This window comes from Allobosea sp. Root483D1 (genome assembly GCF_001429505.1).
In the GTDB taxonomy this organism is placed as follows: domain Bacteria; phylum Pseudomonadota; class Alphaproteobacteria; order Rhizobiales; family Beijerinckiaceae; genus Allobosea.
Window position 1 is genome coordinate 323,487 of record NZ_LMJW01000001.1, and the last position, 18,440, is coordinate 341,926.

Annotated in this window: 18 protein-coding genes and 1 riboswitch; of the genes, 11 read left to right on the forward strand and 7 right to left on the reverse strand. The window is 66.9% G+C overall.

Annotated features, from left to right (window positions below; translation table 11 throughout):
- The first annotated feature begins 57 nt into the window (after positions 1 to 57).
- The 7 genes from ASE66_RS01600 (at position 58) to ASE66_RS01630 (ending at position 7,111) form a co-directional block, all read left to right on the forward strand.
- Positions 58 to 678, forward strand: a complete 621-nt coding sequence (locus tag ASE66_RS01600) for a DsbA family protein (protein ID WP_057187821.1) — start codon at positions 58 to 60, stop codon at positions 676 to 678.
- A gap of 27 nt (positions 679 to 705) precedes the next feature.
- The gene (locus tag ASE66_RS01605) at positions 706 to 4,161 is read left to right on the forward strand and encodes a chromosome segregation SMC family protein (RefSeq protein WP_057187822.1); all 3,456 of its coding nucleotides are present in this window, start codon (positions 706 to 708) and stop codon (positions 4,159 to 4,161) included.
- A 181-nt stretch (positions 4,162 to 4,342) separates the two neighbouring features.
- Positions 4,343 to 4,852 carry an AtpZ/AtpI family protein gene (locus ASE66_RS01610; RefSeq protein ID WP_244494771.1) on the forward strand — a complete coding sequence of 170 codons (510 nt, stop codon included), beginning with the start codon at positions 4,343 to 4,345 and terminating at the stop codon, positions 4,850 to 4,852.
- Between the two features lie 48 nt (positions 4,853 to 4,900).
- Positions 4,901 to 5,647, forward strand: a complete 747-nt coding sequence (locus ASE66_RS01615; RefSeq protein WP_057187824.1) for a F0F1 ATP synthase subunit A — start codon at positions 4,901 to 4,903, stop codon at positions 5,645 to 5,647.
- Positions 5,648 to 5,708: 61 nt separating this feature from the next.
- On the forward strand, positions 5,709 to 5,936 hold the full coding sequence (locus ASE66_RS01620) for a F0F1 ATP synthase subunit C (RefSeq protein WP_057187825.1): 228 nt from the start codon (positions 5,709 to 5,711) through the stop codon (positions 5,934 to 5,936).
- Positions 5,937 to 6,060: 124 nt separating this feature from the next.
- Positions 6,061 to 6,615, forward strand: coding sequence for a hypothetical protein (locus ASE66_RS01625; protein WP_057187826.1), 555 nt, complete (start codon positions 6,061 to 6,063; stop codon positions 6,613 to 6,615).
- Between the two features lie 4 nt (positions 6,616 to 6,619).
- Positions 6,620 to 7,111, forward strand: a complete 492-nt coding sequence (locus tag ASE66_RS01630; RefSeq protein WP_057187827.1) for an ATP F0F1 synthase subunit B — start codon at positions 6,620 to 6,622, stop codon at positions 7,109 to 7,111.
- 95 nt (positions 7,112 to 7,206) lie between these two features.
- Here ASE66_RS01630 and ASE66_RS01635 read toward each other — a convergent pair whose 3' ends face one another.
- Complete coding sequence (locus tag ASE66_RS01635) at positions 7,207 to 8,517, reverse strand: L,D-transpeptidase family protein (protein ID WP_057187828.1); 1,311 nt, start codon at positions 8,515 to 8,517, stop codon at positions 7,207 to 7,209.
- A gap of 166 nt (positions 8,518 to 8,683) precedes the next feature.
- On the opposite strand from ASE66_RS01635, the gene ASE66_RS01640 reads away from it, so the two are divergent.
- Together ASE66_RS01640 and ASE66_RS01645 are read left to right on the forward strand one after the other, a co-directional pair.
- The gene (locus ASE66_RS01640) at positions 8,684 to 8,947 is read left to right on the forward strand and encodes a type II toxin-antitoxin system Phd/YefM family antitoxin (RefSeq protein WP_057187829.1); all 264 of its coding nucleotides are present in this window, start codon (positions 8,684 to 8,686) and stop codon (positions 8,945 to 8,947) included.
- Complete coding sequence (locus ASE66_RS01645; protein ID WP_057187830.1) at positions 8,944 to 9,372, forward strand: type II toxin-antitoxin system VapC family toxin; 429 nt, start codon at positions 8,944 to 8,946, stop codon at positions 9,370 to 9,372. Before ASE66_RS01640 ends, ASE66_RS01645 begins: the two co-directional genes overlap by 4 nt.
- Before the next feature lie 5 nt (positions 9,373 to 9,377).
- Here ASE66_RS01645 and gcvPB read toward each other — a convergent pair whose 3' ends face one another.
- The 6 genes from gcvPB to ASE66_RS01675 form a co-directional block, all read right to left on the reverse strand.
- Positions 9,378 to 10,952: an aminomethyl-transferring glycine dehydrogenase subunit GcvPB gene (gene gcvPB, locus ASE66_RS01650; protein ID WP_057187831.1), complete on the reverse strand. Its 1,575-nt coding sequence runs from the start codon at positions 10,950 to 10,952 to the stop codon at positions 9,378 to 9,380.
- Positions 10,952 to 12,292 carry an aminomethyl-transferring glycine dehydrogenase subunit GcvPA gene (gene gcvPA, locus ASE66_RS01655; RefSeq protein ID WP_057187832.1) on the reverse strand — a complete coding sequence of 447 codons (1,341 nt, stop codon included), beginning with the start codon at positions 12,290 to 12,292 and terminating at the stop codon, positions 10,952 to 10,954. Before gcvPA ends, gcvPB begins: the two co-directional genes overlap by 1 nt.
- Before the next feature lie 104 nt (positions 12,293 to 12,396).
- The gene (gene gcvH, locus ASE66_RS01660; RefSeq protein WP_057187833.1) at positions 12,397 to 12,771 is read right to left on the reverse strand and encodes a glycine cleavage system protein GcvH; all 375 of its coding nucleotides are present in this window, start codon (positions 12,769 to 12,771) and stop codon (positions 12,397 to 12,399) included.
- A gap of 26 nt (positions 12,772 to 12,797) precedes the next feature.
- Entirely contained in the window at positions 12,798 to 13,946 is a 1,149-nt protein-coding gene (gcvT, locus tag ASE66_RS01665; RefSeq protein ID WP_057187834.1) for a glycine cleavage system aminomethyltransferase GcvT, read from the reverse strand.
- Positions 13,947 to 14,107: 161 nt separating this feature from the next.
- Positions 14,108 to 14,207: riboswitch (glycine riboswitch) on the reverse strand.
- Positions 14,208 to 14,282: 75 nt separating this feature from the next.
- Positions 14,283 to 14,900, reverse strand: coding sequence for a hypothetical protein (locus ASE66_RS01670; protein WP_057187835.1), 618 nt, complete (start codon positions 14,898 to 14,900; stop codon positions 14,283 to 14,285).
- Positions 14,897 to 15,406, reverse strand: a complete 510-nt coding sequence (locus ASE66_RS01675; protein ID WP_057187836.1) for an invasion associated locus B family protein — start codon at positions 15,404 to 15,406, stop codon at positions 14,897 to 14,899. The genes ASE66_RS01670 and ASE66_RS01675 overlap by 4 nt, the downstream gene beginning before the upstream one ends.
- A 363-nt stretch (positions 15,407 to 15,769) precedes the next feature.
- Between ASE66_RS01675 and coxB the strand changes: the two genes are divergently transcribed.
- Entirely contained in the window at positions 15,770 to 16,651 is an 882-nt protein-coding gene (gene coxB, locus ASE66_RS01680; RefSeq protein ID WP_057187837.1) for a cytochrome c oxidase subunit II, read from the forward strand.
- A gap of 56 nt (positions 16,652 to 16,707) precedes the next feature.
- Positions 16,708 to 18,342, forward strand: a complete 1,635-nt coding sequence (gene ctaD / locus ASE66_RS01685) for a cytochrome c oxidase subunit I (RefSeq protein ID WP_057187838.1) — start codon at positions 16,708 to 16,710, stop codon at positions 18,340 to 18,342.
- Positions 18,343 to 18,440: the final 98 nt, after the last annotated feature.

An 18,440-nucleotide genomic window follows, 5' to 3' on the forward strand; every position in this document is an offset into this window, starting at 1 on the left:
CACAATCCTGCTGGTGACTATGGTCCGCAGCAATTACGTCGCATCAGGGATTGTCTCATGACCAGCCGCCGCCAGGTGTTGATCGGCTCCGCCGCCTTGGCCCTCTCGCCGCTTCTCGCCGGCCAGGGCGCCTCGGCCCAGACGCTTCCCGGTGTCGCCAACCCGCTCGGCGACGTCTGGCTCGGCAGCCCCGACGCCAAGGTCTCGATCATCGAGTACGCCTCGCTGACCTGCAGCCACTGCGCCACCTTCCACAAGGACACCTGGCCGGCGCTGAAGGCGAAGTACATCGACACCGGCAAAGTGCGCTTCGTGCTGCGCGAATTCCCGCTCGATCCGCTCGCCACGGCCGGCTTCATGCTGGCGCGCTGCAACGGCACCGACAAGTACTACCCGTTGACCGACCTGCTGTTCGCGCAGCAGCGCAACTGGGCCTTCACTGAAAAGCCGGTCGATGCGCTCTCCAGCCTGGTCAAGCAGGCCGGTTTCACACAGGAATCTTTCGAGGCCTGCCTGAAACGGCAGGACATTTACGACGCTGTCACGCAGGTTAAGGAAGGTGGGGCCAAGGCTGGCGTGGACTCCACCCCGACCTTCTTTATCAATGGGCAGAAGCGCTCCGGTGCACTCAGCCTCGCCGAGTTCGACAAGATCATCGAGCCGCTGCTCGGCAGCTGAGCCGGCCGATAGCGTGATGGCGCGTCGATGCATCTGACGCGCCTCAAGCTCGCCGGCTTCAAGACCTTCGTCGAACCGGCCGAGTTCCAGATCGAGCCGGGGTTGACCGGCATTGTCGGGCCCAATGGCTGCGGCAAATCCAATCTTGTCGAAGCCCTGCGCTGGGTGATGGGCGAAAGCTCGTTCAAGAACATGCGCGGCTCGGGCATGGACGACGTCATCTTTGGCGGCTCGTCCGAGCGCCCGGCCCGCAACATGGCCGAGGTCGCGCTCACGCTCGACAATAGCGACCGCAAAGCGCCAGCCGCCTTCAACGATGCCGAGGTTCTCGAGGTCACGCGCCGGATCGAGCGCGAGGAAGGCTCGACCTACCGCATCAACGGCAAGGAGGTGCGCGCCCGCGACGTACAGCTCCTCTTCGCGGACGCCGCGACCGGAGCGCGCTCGCCGGCGCTGGTGCGCCAAGGCCAGATCAGCGAGATCATCTCCGCCAAGCCACAATCGCGCCGGCGTATCCTGGAAGACGCCGCCGGCATCGCCGGGCTGCACAGCCGCCGGCACGAGGCGGAGCTGCGCCTCAAGGGCGCCGAGGACAATCTCAACCGGCTCGAGGACGTGCTCGCCGAGATCGACGGGCAGGTCGAGGCACTGCAGCGCCAGGCGCGCCAAGCGACGCGCTATCGCAACCTCGCCTCGGACATCCGCAAGGCCGAGGCCGTGCTGGCGCTGATCGCCCATCACGAGGCGCGCACGCAGGAGGCGGTGGCCGAGCGGGCCCTCGAAGCGGCGGTGCGCGAGGTCGCCGACAAGACCGGCGTGCAGGCGGAAGCGGCGCGGCTGCAGGCGATCGCGGCGCATGCGCTGCCGGCACTGCGCGAGAGCGAGGCGGCCGCGGCTGCGGCACTCGTGCGACTGAAGCGCGGCCTCGACGAGATCGAGGCCGAGAACCGGCGCGCCAAGCAACGCACCGAAGAATTGGCGAAGCGGCTCGCCGAGCTGCGGAGCGATCTCGCCCGGCAGGACAGCCTCGGCAAGGATGCGAGCGACAGCCTGTCGCGGCTGACGGCCGAGGATGAGGGCCTGCGACTGGAGGCCGAGGCTGCGGCCGGCGGCAGCCAGATTGCGGCGACCGAGCTCGCCGAGGCCGAGAAGGCGCTGGCAGCGGCGGAAGCCGAGCATGCCGCGGTGCAGGCCCGGCTGTCCGAGCTCGCCGCCCGGCGCGGCGCGCTCGAACGCGCCCTGCGCGAGGCCAGGGAACGCGAAGCCCGCCATGCCGGCGAGCGCGAACGACTGCAGCGCGACCAGGCGGCACTCGATGCCGACGGAACCGCCGCCTCGCTCGACGGCTTGCGCACCACGGTCGCGACTGCCGAGATGGCGATGCAAAGCGCAGATGCGGCCGCCGGCGCAGCGCGCAGTTCCCTCGCCGCGGCTCGTGAACACGAAACGCAATTGCGCGGGCCGGTCGCGGAAGCCGATCGCAAGGCGCAGCGCCTCGAAACCGAGGTCCGCACCTTGCAGAAGCTGCTCGCTCCGGCAGCGGGCGGACGCTGGCCAGCCGTGCTCGACGCGATCGCGGCCGCCAAGGGCTATGAGACGGCGCTCGGCGCAGCCCTCGGCGACGATCTCGACGCCTCGGCCGATCCGGCGGCGCCGGCGCATTGGTCCGAGAGCGGCGGCGGCGAGAACGACCCCGCCCTTCCCGATGGCGTCGAACCGCTCGCTCAGCATGTCCGCGGGCCGGCGGCGCTCGCCCGACGGCTCCGCCAGATCGGCGTCGTCGCCCGGGCGGATGGCGCTGCCTTGCGGCCGAAGCTGCTGCCGGGCCAGCGCCTGGTCTCGCGCGAAGGCGATATCTGGCGCTGGGACGGCTTCACCAGCGCGGCCGAGGCGCCCTCGCCCGCCGCCCGCCGGCTCGCCGAAAAGAACCGGCTCGGCGATCTCGAACGCGAAGCGCAAGCGGCGCGTGAGGCGTCCGAAGCGGCGCGTGATGGCCTCGACCAGGCGAGCGAGCACACCAAGGCTGCGGCACAGTCCGAGACGAAAGCACTGGAGGCGGCACGCGAGACGCGTCGCAATCTCGACCAAGCCCGCGAGCGGCTGGCCCAGGCCGAGCGCAAGGCCGGCGAGACCGCGGCCCGCCGCTCGGCCCTGACCGAGGCGATCGGCCGGCTCGGCCAAAACATCGCCGATGCGCAGGCACAGACTGAGGCCGCGAATCAGGATCTCGCCGGCTTGGCCGCGGCACCCGAATTGGAGAGCGCCCTGCTCGCCGCGCGGGCCGAACTGGGCGAGCGGCGCGCGGCAGCGTCCGAAGCCCGGGCGCGGGTGCAGACGCAGGGGCGCGAGGCCGAGTTGCGCGGCCGCCGGCGCGAGGCGATCGCAGGGGATCTGCGGGCCTGGCGCGAGCGGGCAGCGACGAGCGAGCAGAGCGCGACCGATACGCGCCGGCGAATCGAGACGGCAGCGGCCGAGCACAGGGCGCTGTTGGAGGCACCCGACACCTTCCTGGTCGAGCGCCGCCGGCTCCTGGCCGAGATCGAGACTGCCGAGGGCGCCCGCCGCACCGCCGCCGACAAGCTCGCCGCCGGCGAGGCCACGCAGGCCGAGGCCGACCGGCAGGCGCGCGCGGCGCTGGAAGGTCTGGCGGCGGCGCGCGAAGGCAGGGCGAGCGCCGAGGCGCGGCTCGATGCGGGGCGGCAACGCCTTGCCGATGTCGTGCGCCAGATCGTCGACGGGCTGGAGACCGAGGTCGCCGGCCTGCATCAGATCGCCGGGCTGAAGGTCGGAGACACGCCGCCGGATGCCGAGGATGTCGAGCGCCGGCTCGGCGGGCTCAAGGCCGAGCGCGAACGGCTGGGCGCCGTCAACCTGCGCGCCGACGACGAACTGACCGAGGTCCAGGGCAAGCGCACCGGCCTCGCGACCGAGCGCGACGACCTGACCGAGGCGATTCGGCGCCTGCGCCAGGCGATCGGTGCACTCAACCGCGAAGGCAGGGAGCGGCTTCTTGCCGCATTCGAGATCGTCAACGGCCATTTCCAGCATCTGTTCGGGGTGCTGTTCGGCGGCGGCACGGCAGAGCTCTCGCTGGTCGATTCGGAAGATCCGCTCGAAGCGGGTCTCGAAATCATCGCGCGGCCCCCGGGCAAAAAGCCGCAGGTGATGACGCTGCTCTCCGGCGGCGAGCAGGCTCTGACCGCGACCGCGCTGATCTTCGCCGTGTTCCTGACCAATCCCTCGCCGATCTGCGTGCTCGACGAGGTCGACGCGCCGCTCGACGACGCCAATGTCGAGCGCTACTGCGACCTGCTCGAGGAGATGGCGCGTAACACCGCGACGCGCTTCATCCTGATCACCCACAACCCGATCACCATGGCGCGCATGGACAGGCTCTTCGGCGTCACCATGGCGGAGCGCGGGGTGAGCCAGATGGTCTCGGTCGATCTCGATACCGCGGAGCGTATTCGCGAAGCCGTCTGACGCAGTTGCCGCATCGCACAAGAATCGTTCCGAACGCTTTGCCGCACTCTAAAATCATTTTATTTTTCAATGCATTAATCGCCACCCGCTCAGCTTGACACCACTTGGACCCGTCAATATGGTGCGCCCGATTTTACCGAGCGGTGGGGCTTTTTCATCGCTTGGAACGATCGGCACTCCGATGAGCGCCCGCCATGGCGATCCGGCAATGGATCGGCCGGCTCAGGCAGCGCAAATCAGCGACAAATCCGGTATTGTCCGGTTCTTTCGCGAACCGAGCACGGAAGGGTCGTGTCATGATGGCGGTCTATCTGAGATGACGGGCCAGGACGAAAAAGGTCCGGGCCCGCGAGAGCCTGCCGAAACGGATGCGAGCCTGGAGAGCCGGCTCAAATCGCTTGATGCGGGTTTGAAGCGTGTGTCCAGCCAGGCGGAGGCCGAAAGCCGGCGCGAAAGCGCCAAGGCCGATTCCAGTGGAATCGGTCAGGCGATGCGGCTTTCCACCGAATTCATCGCCGGCATCATCGTCGGTGGCGGGCTCGGCTGGGCCGTAGACAAATGGTTTGGGACGGCGCCCTTCGGGATGATCGTCCTGCTGATGCTCGGTTTCGGCGCTGGCGTGATGAACGTCGTGCGCGCAGCGGGCTTGATGAAATCGCGCGCTGACGATAAGTCGAGCGCGCAGAACTGAGGCGCGGCTCCGAAAGGGGCCGTCTTATGGCAGGAACAAGGGCGACAGATGGCTAGTCCGATCGAACAATTCGAGATCAAGCCGATCGTGTCGTTCGGCAAGATCGGCGGAAGCGAGATCGCTTTCACCAACTCCGGCCTCTTCATGGCCATCGCCGTCGCCATCATCGGGCTGCTCTTCGTCTACGGCACGCGCAACCGCTCGCTGGTCCCGGGCCGGCTGCAGGCTCTGGCGGAGATGGGCTACGAGTTCGTCGCCAGCACGGTAAAGGACTCTGCCGGCCATGACGGCATGAAGTTCGTGCCGCTGGTGTTCTCGCTCTTCATGTTCGTGCTGGTCTGCAACCTGCTCGGCCTGATCCCCGGCGCCTTCACCGTGACCAGCCATCTGGTCGTCACCGCCGCTCTCGCCGCGATCGTGATCCTCACCGTCATCATCTACGGCATCGCCAAGCATGGCGCGCATTTCTTCGGCCTGTTCGTGCCCAAGGGCGTGCATCCGCTGATGCTGATCATCCTGGTGCCGATCGAGGTGATCTCCTTCGTGTCGCGCCCGATCAGCCTGTCGGTCCGCCTCTTCGCCAACCTGCTCGCCGGCCACATCGCGCTGAAGATCTTCGCCGGCTTCGTGGCGACGCTGGTCTTCGCCGGCGGCTGGATCGTCCTGTCGCCGCTGCCGCTCCTGCTCACTGTCGCGATCGTCGCGCTCGAGTTCCTGGTGGCGGTGCTGCAGGCCTATGTCTTCGCCGTGCTGACCTGCATCTACCTGCACGACGCCTTGCATCCGGGCCACTGAGCGGCCCTGATCCCAAGTTCACCCCTCGACTGTCACAACCATCCCCCTAAGGAGCACTTCCATGGATCCCCAAGCTGCCAAGTACATCGGCGCTGGTCTCGCTTGCCTCGGCATGGCCGGCGCGGGCATCGGTCTCGGCAACCTGTTCGGCCAGTTCCTCTCGGGCGCCCTGCGCAACCCGTCGGCGGCCGATGGCCAGCGCGGCACCCTGCTGCTCGGCTTCGCGCTGACCGAAGCGCTCGGCATCTTCTCGCTGCTGATCGCGCTTCTGCTGCTCTTCGCGGTCTGATCGCGAACGCTACCCGAGCCTGCCGCAAGCGACTCCCTGCGGGGCGTCACACGGCGGGCTCCCGCCTCCCTTCCCTATCGCCGTGCGAACCGTTCGGGCTCGTGCGGCCGGATGAGGTTCAGTGATGGCAGCGCCAGCCACGACCACCGGAACGACCGCCCATGGCGGCGCCGCTCCCGCCCATGGCGGCAGCTTCCCGCCGTTCCAGGGCGATACCTTCGCCTCGCAGCTGCTCTGGCTCGCGATCACCTTCGGCGCCCTCTATTGGCTCTCCGCAAAGGTCATCGTGCCGCGCCTCGGCAACATTCTCGAGGATCGCGCCAACAAGATCGGCAACGATCTCGACGAGGCGGCCGCGATGAAGACGAAGGCCGAAGAGGCCGGCCAGGCCTATGAGAAGTCACTTGCCGAAGCCCGCGCCAAGTCGCAGGCGATCGCGCAGGAGACCCGCGAGAAGGTCAACGCCGACAGCGCCGCGCGGCGCAAGACGGTCGAAGCCGATCTTGCCGCCAAGCTCGCCGATGCCGAGGCCAAGATCGTCGCCACCAAGACCGAGGCGATGAGCCATGTCGACGCGATCGCCGCCGATGCGGCCGGCGCGATCGTCGGCCATCTGACCGGCACGGCCCCGGCTCCCGCCGAGGCTGCCAAGGCGGTCAAGACCGCGCTGGGAGGCTGATGACATGACCCTGCTCGCCAATCCAACCTTCTGGGTCTTCGTCGGAACCGTCATCTTCCTCGCCATGGCGGCGAAGATGGGTGCGTTCAAGAGCCTCGTCGGCGCGCTCGACGCGCGCGGCGAGCTCGTCGCCCGCGAACTCGCGGAAGCGAGGCGCCTGCGTCACGAGGCCGAGCTGCTGCTCGCCGAGTACGAGGGCAAGCGCAAGGCGGCCGAGGCCGAGGCCGAGGCGATCGTCGCCAACGCCAAGGACGAGGCCCAGCGCCTCGCCAAGGATGCCGAGGAGAAGCTGGCTGAGTTCGTCACCCGGCGGACCAAGTCGGCCGAGGACAAGATCGCCCAGGCCGAGACGCAGGCTACCGCCGAGGTCCGTGCCGCCGCCGCCGAGGCCGCGGCCCGCGCCGCCGAGGTCATCCTGCGCGGCCAGGTCGCCGGCAAGGCCGGCGCCGACCTGATCGCCGCCGGTCTCAAGGACGTGCGCGCCAAGCTCAACTGAGCTCCTGCGCCTCAGGCAAGAAAACAAGAACGCCGCGGTCTTTGGACCGCGGCGTTTTCATTTGCATTGCGGATCGAGGCGTAAGAGCGCCGGCCCTACTGGATGGCGACAGCCGTCCCAGGCGGCGGGAGCGGCATCGGGACCGGAGCGGCCGCAGACTTCGACATGGCTGGTCTGACGACAGGCTGAGGCAGCTTCGCCGTGGCGGGCGCTGCCGTCGGCGCGACTACCGGCTTGGGCTTCGGCCGGCGCGGCTGGATTGTCGAGGTGACGATGCCTTGCGGCGTATCGAGCCCGTAGATGTCGTCGCGGAACTGCACCAGCCCTTCGGCATCCTGCCAGCCGGTCATGTAGACCCAGGCGACCGGCACCGCCTTCTTCAGCGTGATGTTCTTGCGCTCGCCCTTGGCGATCTCGGCCTCGATCGCCGGTTGAGTCCACTCGGTGCCCTCGAGCAACCAGGCTGCGAGGTCGCGCACGCCCTCGATGCGGGCGCAGCCCGAGGAGTTGAAACGGATATCGTTGCGGAAGAGCGACTTCTTCGGCGTGTCATGCATGTAGACCGCCTCGCTGTTCGGCATATCGATCTTGAGCTGGCCGAGCGAGTTGGTCGGTCCCGGCTCCTGCCGGACGTAGAAATACGGGTTGGTCAGGCTCGCCCAGTTCACGCTGGCCGGATCGATCTCGCGGTTCTCGGCGCCGAGCAGCTTCATGTTGGACTTGGCGATGAAGTCCGGTTCCTTGCGCATCTTCGGGATGATGTCGGCCTTCACGATCGACATCGGCACCGTCCAATAGGGATTGAGGTTGACCGAAGTGATACTGGCCTGCAGCACTGGCGAGGCCCGGTCGGGCCGGCCGACAATGGCTAGATGCCGGCGCTGCACCGCGCCCTTCTCCACCGCCTCGACGCTGGCGCCGGGGATGTTCACCACGACGTAGCGCTCGGTGAAGCTGAAGCCGTTGCCCTTCAGCCGCTCCAGCGTCGCAGTGAGCTGGTTGAGGCGAATCTCAACCGGGACGTTGAGGGATTTCAAGGTCAGGCGGCCGACGGTGCCGAGCTCGGACAGGCCGTGACGGCGCTGGAAACGCTTCACCGCGGCAATGACGGTCGCGTCGTAGATGTCTCCCGGCAAGGCGTCCGGCGACAGGTCGCCGCTCAGCATCAGGCGCTGCTTCAGCAGCGCGACGTCCGGTCCCTGCGAATCGGGCTTCAGCGCAGCTGCGGCACCCGGCACCTTCGGCCAGCCACCGCGGCCAGCAATGTCCTCATGCGTGATCAGCGCCTCGAGCGTGCGGTCATAGGTCTTGGGGCCATAGCCCGGCTCCTCGGCACGGGAGGCCGAGAGCATCGCCGCGAAGGAGACCGCGGCTGCGAGCACATGGCGAAGGCGAACGCGATACATGGGCGAGCTTCCAAGGCGCGAGGATACACGCCGTCGGAAGCTTCCCTCGCATATGGTCAAGGAAGCCTTAAGGCAAGCCAGGACGCTGACCATAAGTCAGCTCGCCTTGCCGGCGAGAAGGAATGACCCATATAGTCATCATGGTCATTTCGAACGGAGGCCGCGCATGACATCGGCATCGAAGACGAGCTGGAGCGTCGCCACCGCCAAGGCACGCTTCTCCGAACTCATCGACAAGGCGAAATCCGAAGGCCCGCAGACGGTGACCCGCAACGGCAAGCCGGCGGCGGTGCTGGTGTCGGTGGAGGAATGGGAGAAGAAGACGGAGCGGAAAGGCACGCTCGTCGAGTTCTTCCAGAACTCGCCGCTGTATGACAGCGGGATCGAGATTGAACGCTTCAGGGGCGGCTTTCGAAAGGTCGACCTTTGAGCTTCCTGCTCGACACCAACGTGGTGTCCGAACTCGCCAAACGGGACCTGTCGCCGAATGTAGCTCAATTCATTCGGACGAAGCCCCAGAACGAGTTCTTCATCAGCGTGATCACCCTTGCAGAGATACGCTGCGGTGTCGCATTGCTGGCAACTGGTAAGCGGCGCGATGCGCTGGAAACCTGGCTCGGCGCCGACCTGCCACAGCGTTTCGACGGTCGCATCATCGAGGTCGCACACGACATCGCATTGGCCTGGGGCGACCTCATGGCGTGGTCGCGCCGAAGCGGCGCGAATCTCGAACCCATGGACGGGTTGATTGCGGCGACGAGCCGGATGCGCGATCTGACGCTCGTCACGCGCAACATCCGCGACTTCGATCGCCTCGGCCTGCGGCTGGTCGATCCCTGGATCGACCAGCCGTAAGTCCCCTACTCCGCGGCGTCCTTCGCTGGCGCGGGCTTCTCCCATTTCAGCACCGGCTGGCGCGCGGCTCTCGTCTCATCGAGGCGGCGCAGCGGGGCGTGGTGCGGAGCTGCGGTAAAGCGGCTCTTGTCGTTGCCCTTGGCGGCGATGGCCAGGTCGCGCAGCGTCGCGACGAACAGATCGAGCGAGGCCTTCGATTCGGACTCGGTCGGCTCGATCAGCATGGCGCCGTGGACGACCAGCGGGAAATATACCGTCATCGGGTGATAGCCCTCGTCGATCATCGCCTTGGCGAAGTCGAGCGTGGTGACCCCGGTGCCCTTCAGCCATTCGTCGTCGAACAACGCCTCGTGCATCGAGGGGTGGTCAGGGAAGGGCAGCGACATCAGGTCGGCGAGGCCGGCGCGGATATAGTTGGCGTTGAGCACCGCGTCTTCCGAAGCCTGCTTCATGCCGTCGGCGCCATGGCTGAGCATGTAGGCGAGTGCGCGGACATACATGCCCATCTGGCCGTGGAAGGCGGTCATGCGGCCGAAGGGAGCGTTACCCGCAGGCGCATCAGCCTTGTGCTCGACGAGGCGCGACTTGCCGCCTTCAATATGGATGAACGGCACCGGCGCGAAGGGCGCCAGCCGCTCCGACAGCACGACCGGGCCGGCGCCCGGGCCACCGCCCCCATGCGGGGTCGAGAAAGTCTTGTGCAGGTTGATGTGCATGGCGTCGACGCCGAGATCGCCCGGCCGCGCCTTGCCGACGATCGCGTTGAAGTTGGCGCCATCGCAGTAGAAATAGGCGCCGGCCTCGTGCATCGCCGCGGCGATCTCGACGATCTGAGGCTCGAAGATGCCGCAGGTATTGGGGTTGGTCAGCATGATCGCGGCGACGTCGGGGCCGAGCAGCGCCTTGACGTCCTCGACCGCGACCGTGCCGTCGGCGCGCGCCGGCACCGACTTCACGGAAAAGCCGATCAGCGCCGCGGTCGCCGGGTTGGTGCCATGGGCCGATTCAGGCACCAGCACGACATTGCGGGTCGCACCTTCGCCCTTGGCGGCAATCGCGGCCTTGATCGCCATCATGCCGCAGGCTTCGCCATGGGCGCCGGCCTTGGGCGAGAGCGCCACAGCCGGCATGCCGGTCAGGGTCATCAGATAGCGGGCGAGCTCGAGCATGACATCGAGCGCGCCCGGCACAGTCGAGACCGGCTGCAGCGGATGCACGTCGGAGAAGCCCGGCAGGCGCGCCACCTTCTCGTTGAGGCGGGCATTATGCTTCATCGTGCAGGAGCCGAGCGGGAAGAGCCCGGTGTCGATGCCGTAGTTCTTCTGGCTCAGGCGCACATAATGGCGCATCGCCTCGGGCTCGGAGAGGCCGGGCAGGCCGATCTCACCCTGGCGGGCATGCTTGCCGAGGCGGCTCTTGAACGGCGCCGGCTTGTCGATGTCGACACCAGTCGTCTCGTGATGGCCGATCTCGAAGATCAGCGGCTCGATCTGCTGGAGCGCGCGGTTGCCGGTGAAGGTCTCGTGGCGCTCGGCCCCGGCCTCGCCGGCCTGGCTGGGACGTCCCTGACGGTTCAGCATCACAGCACCTCCGCGAGCACCGCCACGAAGGCCGCCCGATCTTCATCTGTGTTCACTTCGGTATTGGCGACGATCAGCAGATCGTCGAGGCCCGCGCCCGGCAGCAGGCGCGAGGCCGGCACCCCGGCGAGAATGCCCTTGGCAGCGAGCGCCTCGGCCACCTCGGCCGCCGGCTTGGCGAGCTTCACGGTGAACTCGTTGAAGAAGCTCTCGTTCAGGACCTCGGCACCCTTCACGCCGGAAAGCGCGTCGGCGAGCTTGACCGCATTGGCATGGTTGACCTCGGCAAGCCGGGTCAGGCCGGCCTGGCCGAGCAGCGTCATATGGATGGTGAAGGCCAGCACGCAGAGGCCGGAATTGGTGCAGATGTTCGAGGTCGCCTTGTCGCGGCGGATATGCTGCTCGCGCGTCGAGAGCGTCAGCACGAAGCCGCGGCGGCCATCGGCATCGACCGTCTCGCCGCAGAGCCGGCCCGGCATCTGGCGGATATATTTCGACTTGGCGGCGAAGAGGCCGACATAGGGGCCGCCGAAGTTCAGGGCATTGCCGATCGACTGGCCCTCGCCGACGACGATGTCGGCGTCCTGCGCACCCGGTGGGATCACGGCGCCGAGCGAGACAACCTCGGTGAAGACCGCGATGAGGAGTGCACCATGGGCGTGCGCCTTGTCGGCGATCGGCTTGAGATCACGCAGATTGCCGAAGACGTCCGGCGACTGCACGACGACACAGGAGACGCTGTCGTCGATCTGGCTGAGGATATCCTCGGTGGCGCGGACGTCGGGCTTCAACGCCACGACCTCGTCATTGGCCATCTCGGAGAGCGTCTCGACGACCTGGGTGTAATGCGGGTGCAGGCCGCCGGACAGCACCGCCTTGCGCCGCCTGGTGACGCGATGCGCCATCAGCACCGCCTCGGCCGTGCCGGTCGAGCCATCATACATCGAGGCGTTGGCGACCTCCATGCCGGTCAGGCCTGCGACCTGGGTCTGGAACTCGAAGAGATATTGCAGCGTGCCCTGGGCGATCTCGGGCTGGTAGGGGGTGTAGCTGGTCAGGAATTCCGAGCGCTGGATCAGATGATCGACCGTCGCCGGGACATGGTGCTTGTAGGCCCCTGCCCCGACGAAGAACGGCACCGAGCCGGCCGCCATGTTCTTCGCCGACATCCGCCCGAGGATACGCTCGACCTCGAGCTCGCCCTTGGCGCGCGGCAAATCAAGCGGCTCTTTCAGCAACTTGCCGTCCGGCACGTCGGAAAACAGCGCGTCGACGTCGGGTACGCCGATGCGCGCGAGCATGTCCTCGCGATCGGTCTCGGTCAGGGGGAGATAGCGCATGGAGGTTCCTTGAATGGCGTCATGTTCGGGCCTGACCCGAGCATCTCTTCAACCAGTGCCCTCTCGTCCGGAGATTCTCGGATCTCCGGACGAGAATGACGGTTTCAGAGCGTCTTGACGTAGTCCTGGTACTCGGCCTCGCTCAGCAGGCCGTCGAGCTCGCCGGTGTTCGTGAGCTTGAGCTTGACGAACCAGCCCTTGCCCGCCGGGTCCTCGTTGACCGTGCCGGGCGCAGCCTCGAGATCGCTGTTGACGGCGACGACCTCGCCGGAGACCGGCGCGTAGACCTCGGAGGCCGCCTTGACGCTCTCGACGACGGCGGCCTCGCCGCCCTTGGCGAGCGCCTTGCCGACGGCAGGCAGTTCGACGAAGACGACGTCGCCGAGCTGGCCCTGGGCATAGTCGGTGATGCCGACCGTGCCGGTATCGCCCTCGATGCGGATGTATTCGTGGTCCTTGGTGTAGCGGGTCTCGGCCATGGTTTCCTCCGACGAAACAGGTGGGTTCAGCGCTTGTAGCGGTTGGGGACGAAAGGCATCGCGGCGATGGTCGCCGGCAGCGGCTTGCCGCGCACGATCAGGTCGAGCTTGGTGCCGGGAGCGGCATGCTCCCTGGCGACGTAGCCCATGGCGCAGGGGCCGTTCAGCGTCGGGCCGAAGCCGCCCGAGGTGACCTTGCCGACGATGGTGCCGTCGGCGGTCGCGATATCGGCCCCTTCACGCGCCGGGGCACGGCCTTCCGGCAGCAGGCCGACGCGGATGCGGGCCGGCTTCTCGGCGAATTCGCGCTGGATACGAGCTGCACCCGGGAAGCCGCCTTCCTCGCGCCGGCGCTTCTGGATCGACCAGTTGAGCCCCGCCTCGACCGGCGAGGTCGTGGTGTCGATGTCATGGCCGTAAAGGCAAAGCCCGGCTTCGAGCCGCAGCGAATCGCGGGCGCCGAGGCCGATCGGCTTGACGCGAGAATCGAGCAGGAGCGCGTCCCAGATCTCGCCGATGCGGTCGGCCGCGGCGGAGATCTCGTAGCCATCCTCGCCGGTGTAGCCGGAGCGGCTGACATTGGCCTTGACGCCGCCAAGCTTCAGCGTGCGCAGGGTCATGAAGCCCATCTCGGCGGCTTCGGGATTGAGCGCCGCGAGCGCCTCCTCGGCCTTCGGACCCTGCAGGGCGATCAGGCCGCGATGCTCCGCCTTAACCAGCTTCACATTGGCCGGCAGCCGCGCCTCGATATGGGCGTAGTCTTCAGTCTTGCAGGCGGCGTTGACGATCAGAAGCAGCGCGCCGTCCTCGTCCGGGTCGGCCGAGCGCGTCACCATCAGATCGTCGAGGATGCCGCCCTCCTCGTTGAGCAGCTGCGAGTAGCGCTGCTTGCCGGGCGGCAGGTTGACGATATCGGCCGGGATCAGTGCTTCCAGCGCACGGGCCGTGGTCTCGTGGTCGGGACCAACGAGGAAGGCCTGGCCCATATGGGAAACGTCGAACAGGCCGGCGCTTTCGCGCGTCCAGTTGTGCTCGGCCATGATGCCGGCGGGATACTGCACCGGCATGTCGTAGCCGGCGAACGGCACCATGCGCGCGCCCAGCGTGACATGGCGGGCGTGAAGCGGCGTCTCGAGCAGCGGTTCGGTGCTTGCAGTCTCGGCTTCGGCAGCCATGGCATCCCTTCCAGAGTCGAGCGCGAGCCCCGGACAGAATCGTCCGGAGCGCGCCCCCTCTGTCTCGGGACCTGAGAGATTTCCCCGCCGGGCTTAAAGCCTTGAGCGAGTTACCCCCGTCGGTGGGCGAACCTCAAAGGCCCGCCACTTTCCAGAGCGCCAATTCCCACGCGGTCCGTTTGCCTGAGCGTTTCCGGGGCGGTTGCGCCTTCGGCGCCGGCGCCGGACAAGTCCGGCTCCGGTCTCTCCCGCGGGGATGATGCGGCTTCGCCAGCAATAGACGAGCGAGGGGCCGAGTCAATCGGCCTCCCGCCTCACTTCACGGCTGCGTGCCGCTTATCGGCGTTTGCGCCGCGCCGGTTCACCGCCGCCCGGGTTCAGGCCAACGACGATCTCCACTTCGCCGGAGCCCGGCGGCACGACGATATTGCTCTCGACATGCGAGAAATCGGCGCCGGTCTGGCCACTCGGGATCGCTCCGCCGACGCGGGCGCTGCGCCGCGCGATGACTTGGTTGTTGCGCATCACCTGGGTGTACAGCGTCGCGCCATAATTGCCGGGGCTGCCGGCCGGGCCGATCAGGATACGGCCCTCGATGCCGACCTTGAGGTTGAAACCACCCTCCTTGGTCGCCTGCGTGCATTCGCGCGCGACGGTGTTGATCGAGACCTGGCTGCGCAGACTGCCGCTATCTGGCCCCGACTGAGCGCGGATCGCGGCGCCGCCATCGGAGATGACCACCTGCGGGCAGATGAAATTGACCTCGTCATCGGTCGGCAACTGATTGGGCGCCGGCGGCGTGCTCGACTGGAACATCAGAATATTGCCGAGCTTCTGCGTGGTGCTGGGCTCGCCGGTGCTCGACGAACCGGAGGAACCGCAACCAGCGAGCGCAAGCGCCAGGCCGGCGGGCAGAATGAACCGGCCGAAGCGGCCAGCAAAGCGATCAATCACGGCAAAGCCTCCACGCCGGGGCCGAATCCGTTGAGCGAAACCGGAATACCGACCCCTTCCTCCGGCGTCTGAAACACGATGAATGTGGCGCTCTTACCAGTCTTGAGCTGGCCGAGCAGGGTATCGTCCATCACCACCTCGGCGACGCAGCCGGTGGTCAGGCAGCGCACGAAGCCGGCGCGGCCGATATCCTTGTCGTCGATCTTGAGCCCGAGGCCGGAGGGCAGCAGCACGCCGAGCGGGGCGACGACGCGCAGCAGCCGGCTCTTCTGATCGGCCGTTTTCAGCACGATGACGAGCAGCGTCAGATTCGGACGATCCTCGGCCGCGACGTTCTGCACGAGGGCGCATTGCTCGGCCTTGGCGCCCGGCGGCGTCTCGCAGCGCATCTGCCAGTCGCCATGGGTGGAGCGCACCGCACCTTGCGCATGGGCCGGCGTGGCCGAAAGCCAGCCGCAGCCGAGGACGGCGAGCGCCGCGGCCACGGGACCGATGATTGAGCGCATCCCTGTCCTCCTCTTCCAGGCGTGGGAATGCGCGCATACCCACGCCGAACGGCGCCCCCGCCATTACGAGAGTGCGTTCCGACCATGCGTCCCGATTCCTGTCAAGGCGAAGCATCACCTACGCTCGCGCGACGGACTCGTGCCGGGAAGCACCGACCGGCCGCCCGGCAGCCATGCGCATGTCGCGTACTTATGCCGCACGGGCTGCGTCACAGCCTGTCATTGCCCCACTGGCGCAAGCGTGATCTTTGATTTATCGCAATGCCGAAGAACCGGGGTGGCCAGACGTGGCGGTCCCGGCGCGCGCCTGTCTTAAGCTGACGAAGGCGGGCCGCGCGGCACCAAAGGAGCTATGTCGGACCGATGCGATTTGTGACCACTCCTCTCAGGAACGCGCTGGCGGCCTTTGCCGCGGCTCTGGTGGCGTTTTCGCCGGCCATCGCATCAGCTCAGAACGGCATGCCCCAGCCCTGGCAGCTGAACCTGCAGCCCGCCAATTCCGAGGTGATGACGTTCATCCACTGGTTCCATGACTGGGTGAACGTCCTGATCTTCGTCATCACGCTGTTCGTGCTGGCGCTGCTGATCTATGTCGCCTGGCGCTTCAACGAGAAGCGCAACCCGGTCGCCTCCAAGACGACGCACCACGCGCTGCTCGAGGTCGCCTGGACGATCGTCCCGGTCCTGATCCTGGTCGTGATCGCGATCCCCTCCTTCCGCCTGCTCAAGCTGCAGCTCGAGATCCCGCAGGCCGACATGACTGTGAAGGTCACCGGCAAGCAGTGGTACTGGTCCTATGAATATCCGCAGGACGGCGCCGCCTTCGGCTTCGATTCGCTGATGCTCGACGAGAAGCAGCGCGCCGAGGCGATCCAGTCCAAGAAGATCGCCGAGTCCGAGGCTCCCCGTCTGCTCGCGGTTGATAACGAGGCGGTCGTCCCGGTCGGCAAGATCGTGCGCCTGCAGGTCACCGGCGCCGACGTCATCCACAAGTTCGCACTGCCGGCCTTCGGCGTGAAGATCGACGCCATCCCCGGCCGCCTGAACGAGACTTGGTTCAAGGCCGACCGCGAAGGCATCTTCTACGGCCAGTGCTCGTTCATCTGCGGCCAGAACCACGCCTTCATGCCGATCGCCATCCGCGTCGTCAGCCAGGAGCGCTACACGGCCTGGCTCGCGGAAGCGAAGCAGAAATTCGCCAACGCAGCCGACGCCACCAGCAAGGTCGCCGAAGCGGCCCGCTGAACCCGACATTCTAAAAGAACTCACGCGAACCGTATTCGCAGGAGGAGACGAATTCCATGGCTACCGCGGCTCCCCACGCCCACGGGCATGACGACGCCCACGCCCACGAGCACCACACCCCGACGGGCTGGCGCCGCTGGCTGCTATCGACCAACCACAAGGATATCGGCACGCTCTATCTGATCTTCTCGATCGTCGCGGGCCTGATCGGCGGCTTCCTGTCGATCATGATGCGCATCGAGTTGCAGCAGCCGGGCCTGCAGATCTTCGCCAACGGCCAGAGCTACAACGTCTTCGTCACCGGCCACGGCCTGATCATGATCTTCTTCATGGTCATGCCCGCGGTGATCGGCGGCTTCGGCAACTGGTTCGTGCCGCTGATGATCGGCGCGCCGGACATGGCCTTCCCGCGGATGAACAACATCTCGTTCTGGCTGACGGTCGCGGGTCTGATCCTGCTGCTGATCTCGATGTTCGTCGAGGGCGCCCCCGGCGCACACGGCGTCGGCACCGGCTGGACGATCTATCCGCCATTCTCCTCGACAGGCCACCCCGGCCCGTCGGTCGATTTCGGCATCCTGTCGCTCCACCTTGCCGGTGCGGCCTCGATCCTGGGCGCGATCAACTTCATCACGACCATCCTGAACATGCGCGCGCCTGGCATGACCATGCACAAGATGCCGCTGTTCGCCTGGGGCGTGCTGGTCACCGCCTTCCTGCTGCTGCTGGCGCTGCCGGTCCTGGCCGGTGCGATCACCATGCTGCTGACCGACCGCAACTTCGGCACGACCTTCTATGATCCGGCCGGCGGCGGCGATCCGGTGCTCTACCAGCACCTGTTCTGGTTCTTCGGCCACCCCGAAGTGTACATCATGATCCTGCCGGCCTTCGGCATCGTCAGCCACATCATCTCGACCTTCTCGAAGAAGCCGATTTTCGGCTATCTCGGCATGGCCTACGCCATGGTCGCGATCGGCGTGGTCGGGTTCATCGTCTGGGCCCACCACATGTACACGGTCGGCCTGTCGCTCAACACGCAGCGCTACTTCGTCTTCGCGACGATGGTGATCGCGGTGCCCACGGGCGTGAAGATCTTCTCCTGGATCGCGACGATGTGGGGCGGCAGCTTGCGCTTCACCGCGCCGATGCTCTGGGCGGTCGGCTTCATCTTCCTGTTCACCGTCGGCGGCGTCACCGGCGTGGTGCTGGCCAATGCCGGCCTCGACCGCTCGCTGCACGCGACCTACTACGTGGTGGCGCACTTCCACTACGTGCTGTCGCTCGGCGCGGTGTTCGGCATCTTCGCGGGCTTCTACTACTGGTTCCCGAAGATGAGCGGCTACATCATCCCGGACTGGATCGGCAGCCTGCACTTCTGGGTCGCCTTCATCGGCGCGAACCTGCTGTTCTTCCCGCAGCACTTCCTCGGCCTCGCTGGCATGCCGCGGCACTATGTCGACTATCCCGATGCCTTCGCCGGCTGGCACTTCTGGTCGTCGATCGGCTCCTATATCTTCGCGGCCGGCCTCCTGATCTGGCTCTACGGCATCGTCGTCGCCTTCACGAAGAAGGAACTCGCCGGCAACAATCCGTGGGGCGAAGGCGCGACCACGCTGGAGTGGACCCTGTCCTCGCCGCCGCCCTTCCACCAGTTCGAGACGCTGCCGCGCATCACCGGCTCGGACCACTGAATACTTCGGCGGCGGGCCCAACAGCCCGCCGCCGCCCCTCCCCCGAGCGCCTGATACGAGGCGTTCCGGGGACGGGCGGATCCCGCAAACGGTGTCCT